Below are 19,964 nucleotides of genomic sequence, written 5' to 3'. Positions count from 1 at the left end.
CCCAGGAGCCGCACGATGACCGTCCCGTCCCGTGCCGCCGTCCCGTCCCGTGGCGTCCGGCTCGGCGTCGACGTCGGTCAGGTGCGGGTCGGCATCGCGCTCTCCGACCCGGACGGGATCCTGGCGACCCCGCTGGTGACCCTGGCCCGGGACCTGAAGACCGGTATTGATGCCGTTCCGGCCGATATCTCGGAAATCGCGCGGCTCGTAGAAGTTCACGAGGTGGTCGCGGTCGTGGTCGGTCTGCCGGTGACACTCGCCGGTGGGCACGGTCCGGCGGCGACCCAGGCGAAGGCGTACGCCCAGCGGCTGGCTGCGGCGACAGCGCCGGTGCCGGTGGATCTGGTGGATGAAAGGATGTCGACCGTCGTGGCTTCTCGTAGGCTAGCCGAGCGGGGCGTCCGAGGACGGCGTCAACGGGCGGTGGTCGATCAGGCGGCCGCGGTGGAGATTCTGCAGAGCTGGCTAGATGGGCAGCGGAGGCGGACGGGATGATCGACGAGTTGGAGCTCGCGTTCGACGAGCGTGCGGAGAAGGGACGGCACCGGCGCGGCGCGCAGCGCAAGCGCAACGGCAAGAAGAAACGCGGCGGTCGGGGCCGCACCATCGCGGCGCTCTTGATGACCTTCGTGCTGCTCGGCGTCCTCGGGGGCGTCGGCTGGTACGGCTTCGACCGGGTACAGGGGTATTTCGTCACCCCCGACTACGACGGCAGCGGCACCGGTGAGGTCCAGGTCCAGGTCGAAGAGGGCCAGAGCATCGCCGAGATCGCCAACACCCTGGTCGAGGCCGGAGTCGTCAAGAGCACCAAGGCGTTCATCGAGGCGGCCCAGGAGAACTCGCGGAGCCAGAACATCCAGCCGGGCGTCTACAGGGTCCGCAAGGAGATGAGCGCGGAGTCGGCGCTGGGCCAGTTGCTGGACCTGAAGAACAAGCTCGTCAAGGGCTTCCTGGTCCGGGAGGGCGCCACCGCGAAGCAGATCTTCAAGGCGCTGGCGGAGGAGACGGGCCTGCCGGTGAAGGACTTCGAGACCGCCGCCAAGGACCTCGAGGGGCTCGGCATCGCCGACTTCTGGTTCAAGCGCGACGACGGCCAGGCGGCGCGGAAGTCGGTCGAGGGCTTCATCTTCCCGGACACCTACGAGCTCCCCCCGAACGCCAGCGCCGAGCAGATTCTCAAGCTGATGGTGCAGCGGTTCATGTCGGTGGCCGAGGAGATCGACTTTGTCGACCGGGTGCAGAAGGAGCGCGAGATCAGCCCGTACGAGGCGCTGATCGTGGCGTCGCTGGCCCAGGCCGAGGCGGGAAACCCCGACGATCTCGGCAAGGTCGCCCGGGTGGCGTACAACCGGATCTACAGCGGCGACCACTACTGCAAGAACGGCAACGGCCTGACCGGCTGCCTGGAGTTCGACGTCGGGGTCAACTACTACTGGGAGCTGACCGGCAAGAAGACCAAGCGGTCCGGGGACATGACGGACGCGGAGCTCTTCGACAGGAAGAACCCGTACCGGATGCACGGCAAGGCCGGGCTGCCCCCGGGTCCGATCAACAACCCCGGTCAGAAGGCCCTGGAGGGGGCGATGGACCCGCCGAAGGGCACCTGGCTGTTCTTCGTCGCGGTCGACAAGGAGGGGCACTCCGAGTTCGCCACCACCAACGAGGAGCACGAGCGCAACATCCAGAAGGCCCGCGAGAACGGCGTGCTCTGAGGTGACGACGTGGTGACGGTGCGTCGCCGGGCTGCGGTGCTGGGCAAGCCGATCGCGCACTCGCTCTCCCCGGTGATCCACAACGCCGGTTACGCGGCGGCGGGGTTGACGGGGTGGTCGTACACGGCGATCGAGTGTGCCGAGGTCGAGCTGCCGGATCTGGTGGCCGCTCTCGGCCCCGAGTGGGCGGGGCTCTCCCTGACCATGCCGTTGAAGGAGGCGGCACTCGCGGTGGCAGGTGAGGTCTCGCCGGTCGCCGCCGCGACCGGTGCCGCCAACACGCTGGTACGCCGACCCGACGGTTCCTGGGCCGCCGACAACACCGACGTGCCGGGGATGGTCGACGTGCTGGTCGAGGCCGGTGTGCCGGCCGGTGCCGAGGTGCTGCTGCTCGGTGCCGGCGGCACCGCCCGGGCCGCACTCGCCGCCGCCGCCCGGCTCGGCGTGCGCCGGGTCGCCTGCCGGGTGCGCCGCCGCGCCGCCGGTGCGGAGCTGGCCCGGCTGGCCGGCACGCTCGGCCTGCGGTTCGAGATCGTCGACTGGGCGGTCCCGGACGCGCCGGAGGGCGCGGACCTGGTCGTCTCGACCGTGCCGAAGGGCGCCGCCGACGGCTTCGCGGCGGCGGCCCGGTCCTGGCGACCGGAGACGGTCTTCTTCGACGTCGTCTACGACCCGTGGCCGACCCCGCTCGCCGAGGCAGCGGCGGCGGCGGGTTGCCGGATCGTCTCCGGGCTCGACCTGCTGCTGGCCCAGGCGGTCGGGCAGTTCACACAGTTCACCGGCGTGCCGGCACCGGTGCGGGAGATGCGGGCCGCCCTCGTGGCCGCCCGCGCCAGCGGCTGAACGGCCGGCGGTCGGCGATCGGCTTCGGCCCGGTGGTCAGCGCGCCGCCGGGAACGCCGTGTGCTCCGGCGCGGAGTCGGGGGCGTCGGCGGTGGCGCCGCGCTCCCGCGCGATGCTGACGACCACCAGCGCGGAGAGCGCGGTGCTGCCGAGCATCACCAGGGCCATCGGCACCGCGCTGCCGTCCGGGCCGAGATTGGCCAGCGGCGCCACGGCGGCCGCGATCGCCAACTGGAGGGCGCCGAGCAGGGCGGCGGCGCTGCCGGCGTGCCCGGGGTGCCGGTCGAGGGCCAGGGCCAGCCCGTTCGGCAGGACCATGCCGAGGCCGGAGACGAAGAGGAAGAGCGCGACCAGCATGGTCGGCAGGTTGGTCGTGGCGGCCCCGGCGAGCAGGGCGGCGGCGGTCAGCAGGCCGGCGAGCAGGGCGGTGCCGAGCAGCCGGCGCGGGCTGGCGCGGTCCAGCAGCCGGGCGTTGAGCTGGCCGAGCGCGGTCATCCCGGCGGCGTTCAGCCCGAAGATCAGGGTGAACCAGCCGGCGGAGAGCGCGAAGACCTCCTGGATCACGAACGACGACCCGGAGATGTACGCGATCAGCCCGGCGAAGGCGAGGCCCTGGGTGAGTACGTATCCGAGGTAGATCCGGTCGGTGAGCAGCAGCCGCATCGCCCGGAGCGTGCCCGGCAGTCCGCCGGTGCTGCGGCGCTGCGGCGGCAGCGTCTCCGGCAGCCGCCAACCGACCGCGGCCAGCAGGAGGAGGCCGATCGCGGCCAGGGCGACGAAGACGACCCGCCAGGAGCCGAACCGCAGCACCAGCATGCCCAGCGCCGGTGCGGCGGCCGGGGCGACTCCGAAGATCAGGATGAGCCGGGAGAAGTACTTGGCCGCCGCCACGCCGGAGTAGCGGTCCCGGACGATGGCCCGGGCCACCACGACTCCCGTACCGCTCGCCACTCCCTGGAGCAGCCGGAGCGCGGAGAGCGCCTCGACCGAGGGTGCGAACGCGCAGAGCAGGCTGACCACGGTGTACGCGGTCACGCCGACCAGCACCGGACGGCGACGACCCCAGCGGTCGCTGAGCGGCCCGGCGACGAACTGGCCGAGGGCGAGGCCGAACAGGAAGGTGGTGAGGGAGAGCTGCACCTGCGCCGGGGTGGTGTCGAGGCCGCTTGTCATCTCGGGGAACGCCGGGAGGTACATGTCCAGCGACAGTGGACCGAGCGCGGTGAGGGTGCCGAGCAACAGCAACTGGCCGGCCTCCGTGCTCCGGCCCGGCGGTGTCGCGGAACCCCGTCCGCCCACTGCGTCCCCCTAGTCTGTGGATAGACCGACACCTTAGCTCTGTTGGCAGAGCTATTGCGATGTGAAGTAGCCGACGCCGGCCGACGGACCCGATCCGGTGGCAGCGACGGGGAGGCGGAGGAGCGATGACCGAGGACGCGACGGCCGGCGCGGCGGAGGCACTCGGCAGTGCCGTGGCCGACCTGCACCGGGTGCTGCGCCGGGCGACCAGCCGGCGGACCGGTCGCCCACCGCTGCCCGACGCCCAGGTCGAGGTGCTGCGGCTGGTCGAACGCTCTCCGGGGATCTGCGTCAAGGAGACGGCGGAGCGGCTGCGTACCGCCGCCAACACGGTCAGCACGCTCGTCGGGGAGCTGGCCGGGGCCGGGCTGCTGGAGCGCAGCCGGGACCCGCAGAACCGGCGGATCGTCCGGCTCAGCCTGACGCCCGCCGCGCACCTGCGGATCGGCGAGTACGTCGCACACCGCCGCAACCTGCTGCTCGACGCGCTCGACCGGCTCGACGAACCGGCCCGGCGCGACATCGTGCGCGCCGCCGCCCAACTGCACCGGCTGGCCGACCTGCTAGCCGAGCAGGAGCGTACGGAGCAGGAGCGCCCTGAGCAGGTACGCGCCGACCGGGGGGCCGCCGTGCCGGACTCCGCCCGTCCGTAGAGCGGGACGGTGCGGGAGGTGCGCGGCGGCTCACCCCGCCCGTGCCAGACTTGACCGGCGGCCGGCCGGCCCGGCCACGACGAGGAGAGGGTTGACCGTGTTGCGCTGGTTGACGGCGGGAGAGTCCCATGGCCCCGCCCTGGTTGCGGTGCTCGAAGGCCTGCCGGCCGGGGTCGAGGTGACCAGCGAGGAGATCGTCCGCCAGTTGGGCCGCCGCCGGCTCGGCTACGGCCGGGGTGCGCGGATGTCCTTCGAGCAGGACGAGGTGGAGATCGTCGGCGGTCTCCGGCACGGCGTGACCCTGGGCAGCCCGGTCGCGATCCGGGTGGGCAACTCCGAGTGGCCGAAGTGGCGCACGGTGATGGCCGCCGACCCGGTCGATCCGGAGCTGCTGGCCGCCCAGGCCCGCAACGCTCCGCTGACCCGGCCCCGGCCCGGCCACGCCGACCTGGCCGGCATGCAGAAATACGGCCACACCGACGCCCGGCCGATCCTGGAACGCGCCAGCGCGCGGGAGACCGCGGCCCGGGTCGCGGTCGGCACGGTCGCCCGGGCCCTGCTCCGGCAGGCGTTCGGCATCGAGATCGTCTCGCACGTGGTGGAGCTTGGTTCGGTCGCCGCCAAGCCCGGGCTCCAGCCCCGGCCCGAGGACGCCGAGCGGATCGACGCCGACCCGCTGCGCTGCCTCGACCCGGAGGCGAGCGCCCGGATGGTCGCCGAGGTGGACGCCGCCAAGGCCGACGCCGACACGCTCGGTGGCATCGTCGAGGTGCTCGCCTACGGCGTACCGCCAGGGCTCGGCAGTCACGTGCAGTGGGACCGCAAGCTCGACGCCCGACTCGCCGCGGCGCTGGTCTCCATCCAGGCGATCAAGGGCGTGGAGATCGGCGACGCCTGGCAACAGGCCCGCTCCCGGGGCTCGGTGGCGCACGACGAGATCGTCCCCACCGCCACCGGGGTGCGCCGGGTCACCGACCGGGCCGGTGGCCTGGAGGGCGGGATCACCACCGGCGAGCCGCTGCGGGTCCGGGCCGCGATGAAGCCGATCTCCTCGCTCAACCGGGCGCTCTCCACGGTGGACGTCGCGACCGGTGGGCCGGCGACCGCGATCAACCAGCGCTCCGACGTCTGCGCGGTACCGGCCGCCGCGATCGTCGCCGAAACCATGGTCGGGCTGGTGCTCGCCGAGGCGGCCCTGGAGAAGTTCGGTGGCGACTCGGTTGCCGAGGTCCGCCGGAACCTCGCCGGTTACCTCGACAACCTGGTGATCCACTGATGGCGCCGGTCTGCGTGCTGGTCGGTGCGATGGGCGCCGGCAAGACCAGCACCGGCACGCTTGTCGCCAAGGCGCTCGGGGTCGACTTCCGGGACACCGACAGCGACGTCGAGGCGACGGCCGGCAAGCCGATCCCGGAGATCTTCGTCGACGACGGCGAGGAGCACTTCCGTACCCTGGAGCGGGCGGCGGTGGCGGCGGCGCTGGCCTCCTTCGACGGGGTGCTCGCGCTCGGCGGCGGTGCGATCCTGGCCGAGGAGACCCGGGCCGCGCTCGCCGGGCACCGGGTCGTCCACCTCTCGGTGGAGTTGGCGGACGCGGCCCGGCGGGTCGGTCTCGGGGCGGGCCGGCCGCTGCTGGCGATCAATCCCCGGGCCACCCTCAAGCACCTGCTCGACCAGCGGCGCCCGCTCTACGCCGCGGTGGCCACCTGGACCGTAACCACCGACGGGCGGACCCCGGAGCAGGTGGCCGAGGAGATCCTGGCCTGGCTCGCGGGTGACGGTGACTAGCCCGATGGACGAGCTGAGCCGCATCCCGGTCGGTGGCGACCGGCCCTACGACGTCCTCGTCGGCCGGGACCTGCTGGCCGCGCTGCCACCGCTGCTGGCCGGCGCCGAGCGCGTCGCCGTGCTGCACGCCCCGCCGCTCAAGCCGCACGCCGACGAGTTGGCCGAGCGGCTGCGGGCCGCCGGCACCAGCCCGCTGACCGTGCCGGTGCCGGACGCCGAGGCCGGCAAGGACATCGAGGTCGCGGCCGGTTGCTGGGCGCGGCTGGGTGCGGCGGGCTTCACCCGTACCGACGCGGTGGTGGGGGTCGGCGGCGGTGCGGTGACCGACCTGGCCGGGTTCGTCGCCGCCTGCTGGTTGCGCGGGGTCCGCTGGGTGCCGGTGGCGACCTCGCTGCTCGGCATGGTCGACGCGGCGGTGGGCGGCAAGACCGGCGTCAACACCGCCGCCGGCAAGAACCTGGTGGGTGCGTTCCATCCGCCGGTGGGGGTCCTCTGCGACCTGGCGATGCTCGACTCGCTGCCGGCGGTCGACCTGGCCGCCGGGCTCGCCGAGGTGGTGAAGTGCGGCTTCATCGCCGACCCGGCCATCCTCGACCTGATCGAGTCCGACCCGGCGGCGGCGCTGGCGCCGGCCGGCCCGGTGGTCCGGGAGCTGATCGAGCGGGCGATCCGGGTGAAGGCGGAGGTGGTCGCGGGCGACCTGCGCGAGGCGGGCCAGCGGGAGATCCTCAACTACGGGCACACCCTCGGGCACGCCATCGAGAAGGTCGAGGGCTACCGCTGGCGGCACGGGCACGCGATCTCCGTCGGCCTGGTCTACGCCGCCGCGCTCGCCCGACGGGCCGGCCGGCTCGACGGGCCCACGGCGGCCCGGCACCGCGACGTGCTGACCGCGCTCGGGCTGCCGACGACGTACCGGTCGGACGCCTGGGGCGAACTGCTGGCCACGATGCGGGTCGACAAGAAGGCCCGGGGCAACCGGCTGCGGTTCGTGGTGCTGGACGGGCTGGGCGAGACCGGGATCCTGGACGGGCCGGACGACGACCTGCTGCACGAGGCGTACGCCGAGGTGGCGGCATGAGGGTCTGGGTCCTCAACGGGCCGAACCTCGGCCGGCTCGGCGTCCGGCAGCCCGAGGTGTACGGCGTCAGCAGCTATGCCGACCTGGTCGAGAGCTGCCGGGCGACCGGCCGGGAACTGGGGCTGGACGTGCAGGTGCGGCAGACCGACGCCGAGGCGGAGCTGATCGGCTGGCTGCACGAGGCGGCCGACGAGGAGGCGGGGGTGGTGCTCAACCCCGCCGCCTGGTCGCACTACTCCATCGCGGTCCGGGACGCCTGCGCGATGCTGCGCGGCCCCCTGGTCGAGGTGCACATCTCCAACATCCACGCCCGGGAGGAGTTCCGGCACCACTCCGTGGTCTCGGCGGTGGCGACCGGGGTGATCTGCGGCCTCGGCGTGCACGGCTACCGGCTGGCCCTGCTCCATCTGGCCGCGCTGCGGGACCGGGCCGCCGGGGCTGACCCGGACCGGGCCGCCGGGGGCTGACCCGCTGGTCAAGATCGATTTTGCTCCCCTAGTAGACTTGCCGGGTCCCCCCGCCCGCATTGACGATCAAGGCAGGAAATGGCCACCACCAACGACCTGAAGAACGGGCTGGTTCTCAACCTCGACGGCGAGCTCTGGGCCGTCGTCGAGTTCCAGCACGTCAAGCCCGGCAAGGGCGGCGCCTTCGTGCGCACCACGCTGAAGAACGTGTTGTCCGGCAAGGTCGTCGACAAGACGTTCAACGCGGGGACCAAGGTCGACACGGCCACCGTCGACAAGCGCACCATGCAGTACCTCTACGCCGACGGCGAGGACTACGTCTTCATGGACCTGGAGACGTACGACCAGATCCCGGTGCCCGGTGGCACGGTCGGCGAGGCGGCCAACTACCTGCTCCCCGAGGCGGAGGCGATCGTCGCCACCCACGAGGGCGTCCCGCTCTACGTCGAGCTGCCCACCAGCGTCGTGCTGGAGATCACCTACACCGAGCCCGGCCTGCAGGGTGACCGCTCCACCGGCGGCAACAAGCCGGCGACGGTCGAGACCGGTGCCACCGTCCAGGTGCCGCTCTTCATCACCACCGGCGAAAAGATCAAGGTCGACACCCGCGACGGCCGCTATCTCGGCCGAGCCTGATGGCGGAGGGCCCAAAACAGCAGATGCCGGCCCGCCGCAAGGCGCGTAAGCGGGCCCTGGACGTCCTCTACGAGGCCGACATGCGGGCCCGGCCCGTTCCCGAGGTGCTGGCCGGCTACATCGAGCGGCTGGCGCAGCCGCGTCCGGACCATCTCGGCTACGCCGTCGGCCTGATCGAGGGTGTGGCCGAGCACCAGGCCCGGATCGACGAGCTGATCGCGAGCTACGCCGAGGGCTGGACCCTGGACCGGATGCCGGTGGTCGACCGCAACCTCGCCCGGATCGCCATCTACGAGCTGCTGCACGTCGACGAGATCGACGACGCGGTGGCGATCAGCGAGGCGGTGGAGCTGGCCCGGCAGATGTCGACCGACGACTCTCCCCGGTTCCTCAACGGCATCCTGGGCCGGATCGCCGAGTACGCCACCCGTTGATCGCGGCGGAGCCCGGCGTCGTCGCCGGGTCTCGCGCCGGCTGACGTCTCTGCGCGGCACTGTCGAGCTGCCCCGTCTGTGCACCCGGGGGTTCCCCGGTGGTGCGTGCGGGTTCCCCGGTTGCGGCTGACGTCTCTGCGCGACGCTGTCGAGCTGCCCCGTCTGTGCACCCGGGGGTTCCCCGGTGGTGCGTGCGGGTTCCCCGGTGGCAAGTGGGGTTTCCCGGTGGTGCGTGCGGGTTTCCCGGTTGCGGGCGGCCCCTGGCGCGACCGCCGGGGTAGGTCGTCGCCCTGACCTGGGGCCGACCGAACGTCCCGCGAAGCTCTCGACCGACTGTGCGGAGCGTGCGCCGGCCGTGCTCGGTGGGCGCACATCCGGGGCAGCTCGACAGCGTCGTGCGGAGACGTGTCGCCGCCATCCATCCGTGCGCAGAGATGGCGGGCCGGGGACGGCGAAACGAACGTCTCGCGGGGCCGGTGCCGGGGTGGGCCCGGACCCCGCGAGTCGGGCGGATCAGGACGCGAAGAGCGCCCGGGGATCGGCGACGAGTACGCCGTGTTCGGTGAGCCGCTCGATCAGCCCGGAGGGGGAGGAGTCGTAGACGATCGCGAGCGCCCGAAGGTCGTCCGCGCGAATCGACAGCACCCGCCCGTTGTAGTCACCCCGCTGCTGCTGGATGGCTCGGGCATAGCGGGCGACGTAGGCGAGGTCCTCGGAGGCCTCGTCGTACAGCCGCTCCAGGTCGAGCACGATCTTGTTCGTCGGCTCGTGACGGACACCACTGCCGTCGGGCAGCAGCTCCGAGACGGGCACCCGGTAGAAGTCCGCGAGCTCGGCGAGACGCGAGACCGTCACCGCCCGGTCGCCCCGCTCGTACGAGCCGACGACGACGGCTTTCCACCGCCCGTTTGACTTCTCCTCCACCCCCTGCAGGGACAACCCCTGCTGCTGACGGATAGAGCGCAGGCGCGCGCCCAACGACTTGGCGTATTCAGAGGGCATTCGGCACTCCCAGTGCTGGTCGGGGATCTCCCCAGCGATCGCTACGGAGCGTGACGGTACGGGGATTGCGACACGTGGTCAAGTGCTAGTTACCTACCTATTACAAAGATCGTGTCCGACCGGGCGGTTTCGGCTCGCCTGATTCCGGGGTCAGTGGCCCGTCGGGGTCTGCCATGTGGCCAGTGGTAACGTGGCTAACGCCCCGGCCCGGGCCGCTGCTGCCCAGCGCCGGAATCCGACGTCCTTTAACGACCCGTCCCGTGAGGCGGGGAAGGGGGTCCGCCGTGGCGTACCCGCAGGCTGCTCAGCCGCAGCCGGCCCCACCACCGTCCGTGAAGGTCATCCTGACCAGTGCCGAACTGGCCCGGGTGGTGGACCGGATCGCACACCAGATCCTGGAGAAGACCCAGGGCGCGGCCGGCACCGTGCTGCTCGGCATCCCCACCCGGGGTGCCCCGCTGGCCCGCCGGCTGGCCGCCCGGATCAACGCCTTCGAGGGCATCGCCGTACCGGTGGGTGTGCTCGATATCACTCTCTACCGCGACGATCTCCGGCGCCAGGCGGTCCGGGCGATCGGACCGACCCAGGTGCCGCCGGAGGGGATCGACGGCAGGCGGGTGATCCTGGTCGACGACGTCCTCTTCTCCGGCCGGACCGTCCGGGCCGCGCTGGACGCCCTCAAGGACCTCGGCCGGCCGAGCTCGGTCCAGCTCGCCGTGCTTGTCGACCGCGGCCACCGGGAGCTGCCGATCCGGGCCGACTACGTGGGGAAGAACATCCCGACGGCCCTCGCCGAGAGCGTCAAGGTGACCCTCGCCGAGACTGACGGCACCGACGAGGTCAGGCTGATCGGAGGGGCGGCGTAGTGATCAGGCACCTGCTTTCCGGGGCCGACCTGGACGCGCCCACCGCCACGCTGATCCTGGACACCGCCGCCGAGATGGCGACCGTGGCCGGCCGCGAGGTCAAGAAGCTGCCCGCGCTGCGCGGCCGGACGGTGGTGAACCTCTTCTACGAGGACTCCACCCGGACCCGCATCTCCTTCGAGGCGGCCGCCAAGCGGCTCTCCGCCGATGTGATCAACTTCTCGGCCAAGGGCTCCAGCGTCTCCAAGGGCGAAAGCCTCAAGGACACCGCACTGACGCTGCAGGCGATGGGTGCCGACGCCGTGGTGATCCGGCACCCCGCCTCCGGTGCGCCGCACCGGCTGGCGAACTGGGTCGACGGCTCCGTGCTCAACGCCGGGGACGGCACCCACGAGCATCCGACCCAGGCGCTGCTCGACGCGTACACGATGCGGTCCCGGCTCGGCCGGATCGCCGGGCTCTCGGTCGCGGTCGTCGGCGACGTGCTGCACAGCCGGGTCGCCCGCTCCAACGTGCTGCTGCTGGCCACCCTGGGCGCCAAGGTGACCCTGGTCGGCCCGCCGACGCTGATCCCGGTCGACATCGGCGCGGCGCTGGCGCCGGGCACCGAGGTCTCCTACGACCTCGACGCGGTGCTGCCCACCTCGGACGTGGTGATGATGCTCCGGGTGCAGCGCGAGCGGATGGCCGACTCCTACTTCCCGTCCGCCCGGGAGTACGCGCGGCGCTACGGGCTGGACGGGCCCCGGATGGCCCGGCTGCCCGACCACGCCATCGTGATGCACCCGGGTCCGATGAACCGCGGGATGGAGATCGCGCCCGAGGTGGCCGACTCGCCCCGCTCCACGATCGTCGAACAGGTCGCCAACGGCGTCTCCGTCCGGATGGCCGTCCTGTACCTGCTGTTGGGGGGAATGAACTGATGACCGACGCCACCGCCGGAGGTGACACCGGCCCCGGGTACCTGATCCGGGGCGCCCGGGTGCTCGGCGGCGACCCGACCGACCTGCTGATCTCGGACGGCGTGGTGGTCGAGGCCGGCCCCGGCCTGGACGCCCGGGGCGCCCGGGTGGTCGACGCCGACGGGCTGGTCGCGCTGCCCGGCCTGGTCGACCTGCACACCCACCTGAGGGAGCCTGGCCGGGAGGACGCCGAGACCGTGGAATCCGGCTCGCGGGCCGCCGCGCTGGGCGGCTACACCGCCGTCTGCGCGATGGCCAACACCTCGCCGGTCGCCGACACGGCCGGCGTGGTCGAGCAGGTCTGGCGGCTCGGCCGGGAGGCCGGGCTGGTCGACGTGCAGCCGATCGGCGCCGTCACCGTCGGGCTCGCCGGCGAGCACCTGGCCGAGCTGGGTGCGATGGCCGAGTCCGCGGCGCGGGTGCGAATCTTCTCCGACGACGGGCACTGCGTGGCCGACCCCCGGCTGATGCGCCGGGCCCTGGAGTATGTGAAGGCGTTCGACGGGGTGATCGCCCAGCACGCCGAGGAGCCCCGGCTGACCGAGGGTGCCCAGATGCACGAGGGCGAGGTCTCCACGAGGCTCGGCCTGACCGGTTGGCCGGCGGTCGCCGAGGAGGCGATCATCGCTCGGGACGTGCTCCTGGCCGAGCACGTCGGGAGCCGGCTGCACGTCTGCCACCTCTCCACCGCCGGCAGCGTCGAGGTGCTCCGGCACGCCAAGGCGCGCGGGGTGCGGGTCACCGCCGAGGTCACCCCGCACCACCTGCTGCTCACCGACGAACGCGCGGCGAGCTACGACCCGGTGTTCAAGGTCAACCCGCCGCTGCGGACCGGCGCCGACGTCGCCGCGCTGCGCGACGCGCTGGTCGAGGGGACCATCGACATCGTCGCCACCGACCACGCCCCGCACGCGCTGGAGGACAAGGAGTGCGAATGGGGCTATGCCCGGCCGGGCATGCTCGGGCTGGAGACGGCGCTCCCGGTGCTCCTCGCCGTACTCGGCGAACGGTGGGACCTGATCGCCGAGCGGATGTCCCGGACACCGGCCCGGATCGCCGGGCTGGCCGAGCACGGGCGGAACCCGGCACCCGGGGTGCCGGCGAACCTGACCCTGGTGGATCCGGCGGCCCGCCGCACCATCGAGCCGGGCGAGCTGGCCAGCCACAGCCGCAACACCCCGTACGCCGGGCTCACCCTGCCGGGCCGGATCGTCGCGACCTTCCTGCGCGGCGAGCCGACGGTGCTGGACGGAAAGGCCGTGAAGTGAACCGGAGACGACCCGCGATCCTGGTGCTCGAGGACGGCCGGACGTTCCGGGGCGAGGCGTACGGCAGCGTGGGGGAGACCTTCGGCGAGGCCGTCTTCAACACCGGGATGACCGGCTACCAGGAGACGCTGACCGACCCGTCGTACCACCGCCAGGTGGTGGTGCAGACCGCGCCGCACATCGGCAACACCGGGGTGAACACCGAGGACGACGAGTCGGGCCGGATCTGGGTCGCCGGGTACGTCGTCCGGGACCCGGCCCGGATCGGCTCGAACTGGCGGGCCACCGGTGGCCTGGAGGACCGGCTCGCCACCGAGGGCGTGGTCGGGATCGCCGGGGTCGACACCCGGGCGCTCACCCGGCACCTGCGGGAGCGCGGCGCGATGCGGGTCGGCGTCTCCAGCCTCACCGACGACCCGCAGGAGCTGCTGGCCCGGGTGCGGGAGGCACCGAGGATGGAGGGGGCGGACCTCTCCGCCGAGGTGACCACCGCACAGCCCTACGTGGTGCGGGCCGAGGGGGAGCACCGGTTCACCGTCGCCGCGCTCGACCTGGGGATCAAGCGGAACGTGCCGCGCCGGCTCGCCGCGCGCGGCGTCACCACGCACGTGCTGCCGGCCTCCTCCACCATCGACGACCTGCTCGCCACCGGCGCCGACGCGGTCTTCTTCTCGCCCGGCCCGGGTGACCCGGCCACCGCCGACCATCCGGCCGGGCTGGCCCGCGAGGTGATGCGCCGGCAGCTCCCCCTCTTCGGGATCTGCTTCGGCAGCCAGATCCTCGGCCGGGCGCTCGGCTTCGGCACCTACAAGCTGGGGTACGGCCATCGCGGCATCAACCAGCCGGTGCTGGACCAGGCCACCGGCAAGGTCGAGGTGACCAGCCACAACCACGGCTTCGCGGTCGACGCGCCGCTCAACCAGGTGATCGACACCGACTTCGGCGGGGTCGAGGTGAGCCACGTCTGCCTCAACGACAAGGTGGTCGAGGGGCTGCGGGCCAGGGACGTACCGGCGTTCACCGTGCAGTACCACCCGGAGGCGGCGGCCGGCCCGCACGACGCGGACTACCTCTTCGACCGCTTCGCCGAACTCATCGAAGGCGGCAAGCATGCCTAGGCGGACAGACCTCAAGCACGTACTGGTGATCGGCTCGGGGCCGATCGTGATCGGGCAGGCCTGCGAGTTCGACTACTCCGGCACCCAGGCATGCCGGGTGCTGCGCGCCGAGGGGCTGCGGGTCAGCCTGGTCAACTCCAACCCGGCGACCATCATGACCGACCCGGAGTTCGCCGACGCCACCTACGTCGAGCCGATCACCCCGGAGTTCGTCGAGCTGGTCATCGCCAAAGAGCGGCCGGACGCCCTGCTCCCGACCCTCGGCGGCCAGACCGCGCTGAACACCGCGGTGGCGCTGCACGAGTCAGGCGTGCTCGCCAAGTACGGCGTCGAGCTGATCGGCGCCGACATCGACCCGATCCGGCGCGGCGAGGACCGGCAGCTCTTCAAGGAGATCGTCGCCAGGGCCGGCGGCGAGACCCCGCGCAGCCGGGTCTGCCACTCCATGGACGAGGTCCGGGCCACCGTCGCCGAGCTCGGCCTGCCGGTGGTGATCCGGCCGTCGTTCACGATGGGCGGGCTCGGCTCCGGGATGGCGCACACCGACGAGGAACTGGAGCGGATCGCCGGGGCGGGGCTTTCGGCCAGCCCGGTGCACGAGGTGCTGATCGAGGAGAGCGTGCTCGGCTGGAAGGAGTACGAGCTCGAACTGATGCGGGACCGGCACGACAACGTCGTGGTGGTCTGCTCGATCGAGAACGTCGACCCGATGGGTGTGCACACCGGGGACAGCGTCACCGTCGCACCGGCGATGACCCTGACCGACCGGGAGTACCAGCGGCTGCGCGACCTCGGCATCGCGGTGCTCCGCGAGGTCGGGGTGGAGACCGGGGGCTGCAACATCCAGTTCGCGGTCAACCCCCGCGACGGCCGGCTGGTCGTGATCGAGATGAACCCCCGGGTCTCCCGCTCCTCGGCGCTGGCCTCCAAGGCGACCGGCTTCCCGATCGCCAAGATCGCCGCGAAGCTCGCCATCGGCTACACCCTGGACGAGATCCCCAACGACATCACCCTGAAGACGCCGGCCGCCTTCGAGCCGACCCTCGACTACGTGGTGGTGAAGATCCCCCGGTTCGCCTTCGAGAAGTTCCCGGCCGCCGACAGGGAACTCACCACCACGATGAAGTCGGTCGGCGAGGCGATGAGCCTGGGCCGGAACTTCCCCGAGGCGCTGAACAAGGCGATGCGCTCGATGGAGACGAGGGCGGGCGGCTTCTGGACCGTGCCGGATCCGGCGGGCGCCACGCTGGAGGGCACTCTCGCCGCGCTGCGTGTCCCGCACGACGGCCGGCTCTACAGCGTCGAGCGGGCGCTGCGGCTCGGCGCCTCGGTGGCCCAGGTGTCGGAGGCGTCCGGCGGGATCGACCCGTGGTTCCTGGACCAGATCGCCGGGCTGGTCGAGCTGCGGGTCGAGATCGCGGGTGCGGCCGTACTCGACGAGGAGCTGCTGCGCCGGGCCAAGCGGGCCGGGATCTCCGACCGGCAGCTCGCCGCGCTCCGCCCGGAGCTGGCCGGCGAGGACGGGGTGCGGACGCTCCGGCACCGGCTCGGGGTACGCCCGGTCTACAAGACCGTCGACACCTGCGCCGCCGAGTTCGCCGCCGGTACGCCGTACCACTACAGCAGCTACGACGAGGAGTCCGAGGTGACCGGCTCGGACCGGCCGAAGGTGCTGATCCTCGGCTCCGGACCGAACCGGATCGGCCAGGGCATCGAGTTCGACTACTCCTGCGTGCACGCCGTACAGGCGCTGCGCAGCGCGCCGCTGGGTCCAGCCGCTGCCTCCGGTTCCGGCGCCGAAGGCGCCGGCTACGAGACGGTGATGGTCAACTGCAACCCGGAGACCGTCTCCACCGACTACGACACCGCCGACCGGCTCTACTTCGAGCCGCTGACCTTCGAGGACGTGCTGGAGGTCTGGCACGCCGAGGACAGCTCGGGTAAGGCGGCCGGCGGGCCGGGCGTGGTCGGGGTGATCGTGCAGCTCGGCGGGCAGACCCCGCTCGGCCTGGCGCAGCGGCTCAAGGACGCCGGTGTGCCGATCGTCGGCACCAGCCCGGAGTCGATCCACCTGGCCGAGGAGCGGGGTGCGTTCGGCGCGCTGCTGGACCGGGCCGGGCTGCGCTCCCCGGCGCACGGCACCGCCACCTCCTTCGGTGAGGCACAGGGCATCGCCGCCGAGATCGGCTATCCGGTGCTGGTCCGGCCGTCGTACGTGCTCGGCGGGCGTGGCATGGAGATCGTCTACGACGACGAGACGCTGCGCGGCTACATCGCCCGGGCCACCGACATCTCGCCGGACCATCCGGTGCTGGTCGACCGCTTCCTCGACGACGCGATCGAGATCGACGTGGACGCGCTCTGCGACGCCGACGGCGAGGTCTACGTCGGCGGGGTGATGGAGCACATCGAGGAGGCCGGCATCCACTCCGGCGACTCGTCCTGCGCGCTGCCGCCGATCACCCTGGCCAGCTCGCACCTGGAGGCGGTACGCCGCTACACCGTGCAGATCGCCCGGGGGATCGGGGTGCGCGGCCTGCTCAACGTGCAGTACGCGCTCAAGGACGACGTCCTCTACGTGCTGGAGGCGAACCCCCGGGCCTCCCGGACGGTGCCGTTCGTCTCCAAGGCGACCGCGGTGCCGCTGGCCAAGGCGGCGGCCCGGATCATGCTCGGTTCCACCATCGCCGAGCTGCGCGCCGAGCGGCTGCTCCCGCCGGCCGGTGACGGCGCGGCGCTGCCGCCCGACGCCCCGGTCGCGGTGAAGGAGGCGGTGCTGCCGTTCAAGCGGTTCCGCACCCCGGCCGGCATGGGCATCGACTCGCTGCTCGGGCCGGAGATGAAGTCCACCGGCGAGGTGATGGGCATCGACACCGCCTTCGGGCACGCCTTCGCCAAGTCGCAGGCGGCGGCGTACGGCTCGCTGCCGGTCCGGGGCAGGATCTTCGTCTCCGTGGCCAACCGGGACAAGCGCGGCATGATCTTCCCGGTCAAGCGCCTCGCCGACCTCGGCTTCGAGATCGTCGCCACCACCGGCACCGGCGAGGTGCTGCGCCGGCACGGCATCTCCTGCACGCTGATCCGCAAGCACTACGAGGAGGGCGCCGACTCGCCGGACGCGGTGTCGCTGATCGCGGCCGGCGAGGTCGCCCTGGTGATCAACACCCCGCAGGGTTCGGGGGCGAGCGCCCGGTCCGACGGGTACGAGATCCGCAGCGCGGCGGTCGGCGCGGACATCCCGTGCATCACCACCGTGCCGGGCGCGGCGGCGGCGGTGATGGGGATCGAGGCGCTGATCCGGGGCGACATGGCGGTCCGGCCGTTGCAGGAGCTGCACGCGGCGCTGCGGGCCGGCGAGTGAGCGTGCCGACGGAGACCACCGGGCCGGACGACGGCGCGGCGGCTGCCGGCGCCGGGCGGGCGGCGTCCGGCCGGCCGGACGGCGGTCCCTTCGCGCGGATGGTCCGGCCGGCGCTGTTCCGGCTCGGCGGCGGTGACGCCGAGACCGCACACGAGTGGACGCTGCGCCGGCTCGCCGGGCTCTCCCGCAGCCCGGCCGCGCTGGCCCTGCTGCGCGCCCGGTACGCCGTTTCCGCCCCGCGCCGCGTCTTCGGGCTCGACTTTCCCAACCCGGTCGGGCTGGCCGCCGGGATGGACAAGGACGGGGTGGCGCTGCCCGCCTGGCCGGCGCTGGGCTTCGGCTTCGTCGAGGTCGGCACGGTCACCGCGCACCCGCAGCCCGGCAACCCCCGGCCGAGGCTCTTCCGGCTGCCGGGCAGCGCGGCGGTGATCAACCGGATGGGCTTCAACAACTCCGGCGCCGAGGCGCTGGCCCGGCGGCTGGCCGGGTTGCGCCGGCCGCTGGGTGTGCCGCTCGGCATCTCGCTCGGCAAGTCCAGGGTGACCGCGCTGGACGACGCGGTCGCCGACTATCTGGCCTCCTATCGCGCGCTGGCGCCGTACGGGGACTACTTCGCGGTCAACGTCTCCTCGCCGAACACGCCCGGCCTGCGCTCGCTGCAGGACCGGGCGCACCTGGACGGGCTGCTGACCGCCCTGGTGGGGGAGAAGCCGATCCTGGTCAAGATCGCCCCGGACCTGACCGAGCCGGCCATCGCCGAGCTGCTCCAGGTCTGCCTGGACCGGGGTGCCGCCGGGGTGATCGCCACCAACACCACGCTGGGCCGGGACGGGATCGCCCCGGCCGACCGGCACCGGGCCGGCGAGGCGGGCGGGCTCTCCGGGCGGCCACTGACCGCGCGGGCCCGCGCGGTGGTCGCCTTCGTGCACCGCGAGACCGGTGGCGCCCTGCCGGTGGTCGGGGTGGGCGGCATCCTCGACCCGGCCGACGCCACCGCCCTGTTCGACGCCGGGGCGAGCCTGGTGCAGCTCTACACCGGTTTCGTCTACGGCGGTCCGGGGCTGGTCCGCGCGGTGGCCCGGGCGACCCGGCCGTGACCCCGGGGCGGCCGCCGGGCGTCCCGGGCCGGAGGAGCCGGCCGGTGGTGCCGGGGCGGTCGATGACCCCGGAGCAGGTCGTCGCGGCCGACCGGGCGCACGTCTGGCACCCGTACGCGCCGATGCCGGCGCGTACCGACCCGTACGTGGTGGAGAGTGCCGAGGGGGTGCGGCTGCGCCTGGCCGACGGCCGGGAACTCGTCGACGGCATGTCGTCGTGGTGGGCGGCGATCCACGGCTACCGGCATCCGGTGCTGGACGCCGCCGTCACCGACCAGCTCGGCCGGATGAGCCACGTGATGTTCGGCGGCCTCACCCACGAGCCCGCCGTCCGGCTGGCCGGCACCCTGGTCGAGATCACCCCGCCCGGCCTGGAGCACGTCTTCCTCTGCGACTCCGGCTCGGTCTCGGTCGAGGTGGCGGTGAAGATGGCGCTGCAGTACCAGCGCGGCCGGGGCCACCCGGAGCGGCACCGGCTGGCCACCTGGCGGGGCGGCTACCACGGCGACACCTTCCATCCGATGAGCGTCTGCGACCCGGACGGCGGGATGCACTCGCTCTGGACCGGGGTGCTGCCCCGGCAGCTCTTCGCCGGCCCGCCCCCGCCCGGCGTCGACGCCCCGGTCGACCCCGGGTACGCGACCGCGCTCGCCGACGCGCTGCACCGGCACGCGGGTGAACTCGCCGCGGTGATCGTGGAGCCGGTGGTGCAGGGCGCCGGCGGGATGCGTTTCCACAATCCGCACTACCTGCGGCTGCTCCGCGAGCTCGCCACCGAGCTCGATCTCGTGCTCGTCTTCGACGAGATCGCCACCGGCTTCGGCCGGACCGGCGCGCTCTTCGCGGCGGAGCACGCCGGGGTGACCCCGGACGTGATGTGCCTCGGCAAGGCGCTCACCGGCGGTTACCTGAGCCTGGCCGCTACGATCTGCACCCCGGAGATCGCCGAGGGTATCTCCGCGACCGGTGTGCTGGCGCACGGCCCGACCTTCATGGGGAATCCGGTTTCCTGTGCGGTCGCAAACGCCTCCATCGGGCTGCTGCGGGCCGGAAACTGGGCGGCGGAGGTGGCGAGGATCTCCACGGGGCTCTCGGCCGGCCTGGGGCCGCTGCGGGGCGCGGCCGGGGTGGTCGACGTCCGGGTGCTCGGCGCGATCGGGGTGGTGCAGCTCGACCACGGGGTCGACGTGGCGGCCGCGACCGGGGCCGCCGCCGCGCACGGGGTCTGGCTGCGCCCGTTCCGGGACCTGATCTACACGATGCCGCCGTACGTGACCAGCGAGGCCGACGTCGCCCGGATCTGCACGGCGATCGGCGCGGCCGCCCGCGCCGGCTGACGGACCCGTTCCGGTGCGCCGGGCGGGCGGAGAGGAGAGA

At 72.9% G+C, this 19,964-nt stretch carries 19 protein-coding genes; 17 read left to right on the top strand and 2 right to left on the bottom strand.

Going from position 1 to position 19,964, the window contains the following annotated elements; genetic code table 11:
- Positions 1-15 precede the first annotated feature (15 nt).
- The 3 genes from ruvX to ACN27G_RS17490 are packed head-to-tail and all read left to right on the top strand — an operon-like array spanning position 16 to position 2,555.
- The gene (gene ruvX / locus ACN27G_RS17500; protein ID WP_421493872.1) at positions 16-495 is read left to right on the top strand and encodes a Holliday junction resolvase RuvX; all 480 of its coding nucleotides are present in this window, start codon (positions 16-18) and stop codon (positions 493-495) included.
- On the top strand, positions 492-1,712 hold the full coding sequence (gene mltG / locus ACN27G_RS17495) for an endolytic transglycosylase MltG (protein ID WP_421493871.1): 1,221 nt from the start codon (positions 492-494) through the stop codon (positions 1,710-1,712). Before ruvX ends, mltG begins: the two co-directional genes overlap by 4 nt.
- Before the next feature lie 9 nt (positions 1,713-1,721).
- Positions 1,722-2,555: a shikimate dehydrogenase gene (locus ACN27G_RS17490; protein WP_421493870.1), complete on the top strand. Its 834-nt coding sequence runs from the start codon at positions 1,722-1,724 to the stop codon at positions 2,553-2,555.
- A 36-nt stretch (positions 2,556-2,591) separates the two neighbouring features.
- Here ACN27G_RS17490 and ACN27G_RS17485 read toward each other — a convergent pair whose 3' ends face one another.
- Positions 2,592-3,854 (bottom strand): multidrug effflux MFS transporter, encoded by a 1,263-nt coding sequence (locus ACN27G_RS17485; RefSeq protein WP_421493869.1) that lies wholly within the window; start codon positions 3,852-3,854, stop codon positions 2,592-2,594.
- A 125-nt stretch (positions 3,855-3,979) separates the two neighbouring features.
- Here ACN27G_RS17485 and ACN27G_RS17480 point away from each other — a divergent pair, with 125 nt between their 5' ends.
- The 7 genes from ACN27G_RS17480 to nusB all read left to right on the top strand — a co-directional run bounded on the left by ACN27G_RS17480 (position 3,980) and on the right by nusB (position 8,913).
- Positions 3,980-4,507 carry a MarR family winged helix-turn-helix transcriptional regulator gene (locus tag ACN27G_RS17480; protein ID WP_421493868.1) on the top strand — a complete coding sequence of 176 codons (528 nt, stop codon included), beginning with the start codon at positions 3,980-3,982 and terminating at the stop codon, positions 4,505-4,507.
- Between the two features lie 97 nt (positions 4,508-4,604).
- Positions 4,605-5,783, top strand: a complete 1,179-nt coding sequence (aroC, locus tag ACN27G_RS17475) for a chorismate synthase (protein ID WP_421497353.1) — start codon at positions 4,605-4,607, stop codon at positions 5,781-5,783.
- Complete coding sequence (locus tag ACN27G_RS17470) at positions 5,783-6,295, top strand: shikimate kinase (RefSeq protein ID WP_421493867.1); 513 nt, start codon at positions 5,783-5,785, stop codon at positions 6,293-6,295. Before aroC ends, ACN27G_RS17470 begins: the two co-directional genes overlap by 1 nt.
- Before the next feature lie 4 nt (positions 6,296-6,299).
- Positions 6,300-7,376, top strand: a complete 1,077-nt coding sequence (gene aroB / locus ACN27G_RS17465; RefSeq protein ID WP_421493866.1) for a 3-dehydroquinate synthase — start codon at positions 6,300-6,302, stop codon at positions 7,374-7,376.
- The gene (gene aroQ / locus ACN27G_RS17460) at positions 7,373-7,843 is read left to right on the top strand and encodes a type II 3-dehydroquinate dehydratase (RefSeq protein WP_421493865.1); all 471 of its coding nucleotides are present in this window, start codon (positions 7,373-7,375) and stop codon (positions 7,841-7,843) included. Before aroB ends, aroQ begins: the two co-directional genes overlap by 4 nt.
- A 78-nt stretch (positions 7,844-7,921) precedes the next feature.
- On the top strand, positions 7,922-8,479 hold the full coding sequence (gene efp / locus ACN27G_RS17455) for an elongation factor P (protein WP_107262813.1): 558 nt from the start codon (positions 7,922-7,924) through the stop codon (positions 8,477-8,479).
- A gap of 23 nt (positions 8,480-8,502) precedes the next feature.
- Positions 8,503-8,913 (top strand): transcription antitermination factor NusB, encoded by a 411-nt coding sequence (gene nusB, locus ACN27G_RS17450; RefSeq protein WP_421497352.1) that lies wholly within the window; start codon positions 8,503-8,505, stop codon positions 8,911-8,913.
- 513 nt (positions 8,914-9,426) lie between these two features.
- Here the strand turns inward: nusB and ACN27G_RS17445 are convergent.
- Complete coding sequence (locus ACN27G_RS17445) at positions 9,427-9,915, bottom strand: transcriptional regulator (protein WP_101366736.1); 489 nt, start codon at positions 9,913-9,915, stop codon at positions 9,427-9,429.
- A gap of 284 nt (positions 9,916-10,199) precedes the next feature.
- Here ACN27G_RS17445 and pyrR point away from each other — a divergent pair, with 284 nt between their 5' ends.
- From pyrR to ACN27G_RS17410, 7 genes are all read left to right on the top strand, one after another.
- Positions 10,200-10,781, top strand: coding sequence for a bifunctional pyr operon transcriptional regulator/uracil phosphoribosyltransferase PyrR (gene pyrR, locus ACN27G_RS17440; RefSeq protein WP_421493864.1), 582 nt, complete (start codon positions 10,200-10,202; stop codon positions 10,779-10,781).
- Positions 10,781-11,704: an aspartate carbamoyltransferase catalytic subunit gene (locus tag ACN27G_RS17435; RefSeq protein ID WP_421493863.1), complete on the top strand. Its 924-nt coding sequence runs from the start codon at positions 10,781-10,783 to the stop codon at positions 11,702-11,704. The genes pyrR and ACN27G_RS17435 overlap by 1 nt, the downstream gene beginning before the upstream one ends.
- Positions 11,704-13,011, top strand: a complete 1,308-nt coding sequence (locus ACN27G_RS17430) for a dihydroorotase (RefSeq protein WP_421493862.1) — start codon at positions 11,704-11,706, stop codon at positions 13,009-13,011. Before ACN27G_RS17435 ends, ACN27G_RS17430 begins: the two co-directional genes overlap by 1 nt.
- Positions 13,008-14,129, top strand: a complete 1,122-nt coding sequence (gene carA, locus ACN27G_RS17425) for a glutamine-hydrolyzing carbamoyl-phosphate synthase small subunit (RefSeq protein WP_421493861.1) — start codon at positions 13,008-13,010, stop codon at positions 14,127-14,129. The genes ACN27G_RS17430 and carA overlap by 4 nt, the downstream gene beginning before the upstream one ends.
- Positions 14,122-17,490: a carbamoyl-phosphate synthase large subunit gene (carB, locus tag ACN27G_RS17420; protein ID WP_421493860.1), complete on the top strand. Its 3,369-nt coding sequence runs from the start codon at positions 14,122-14,124 to the stop codon at positions 17,488-17,490. Before carA ends, carB begins: the two co-directional genes overlap by 8 nt.
- A gap of 98 nt (positions 17,491-17,588) precedes the next feature.
- Positions 17,589-18,587 (top strand): quinone-dependent dihydroorotate dehydrogenase, encoded by a 999-nt coding sequence (locus ACN27G_RS17415; protein ID WP_421497351.1) that lies wholly within the window; start codon positions 17,589-17,591, stop codon positions 18,585-18,587.
- 62 nt (positions 18,588-18,649) lie between these two features.
- Positions 18,650-19,924 carry an adenosylmethionine--8-amino-7-oxononanoate transaminase gene (locus ACN27G_RS17410; protein ID WP_421497350.1) on the top strand — a complete coding sequence of 425 codons (1,275 nt, stop codon included), beginning with the start codon at positions 18,650-18,652 and terminating at the stop codon, positions 19,922-19,924.
- Positions 19,925-19,964: the final 40 nt, after the last annotated feature.

Source organism: Plantactinospora sp. WMMB334, assembly GCF_049179095.1.
Lineage (GTDB): Bacteria > Actinomycetota > Actinomycetes > Mycobacteriales > Micromonosporaceae > Plantactinospora.
Note: the sequence above shows the minus strand (reverse complement) of the source record. Positions and strands in the feature narration are given on the sequence as shown.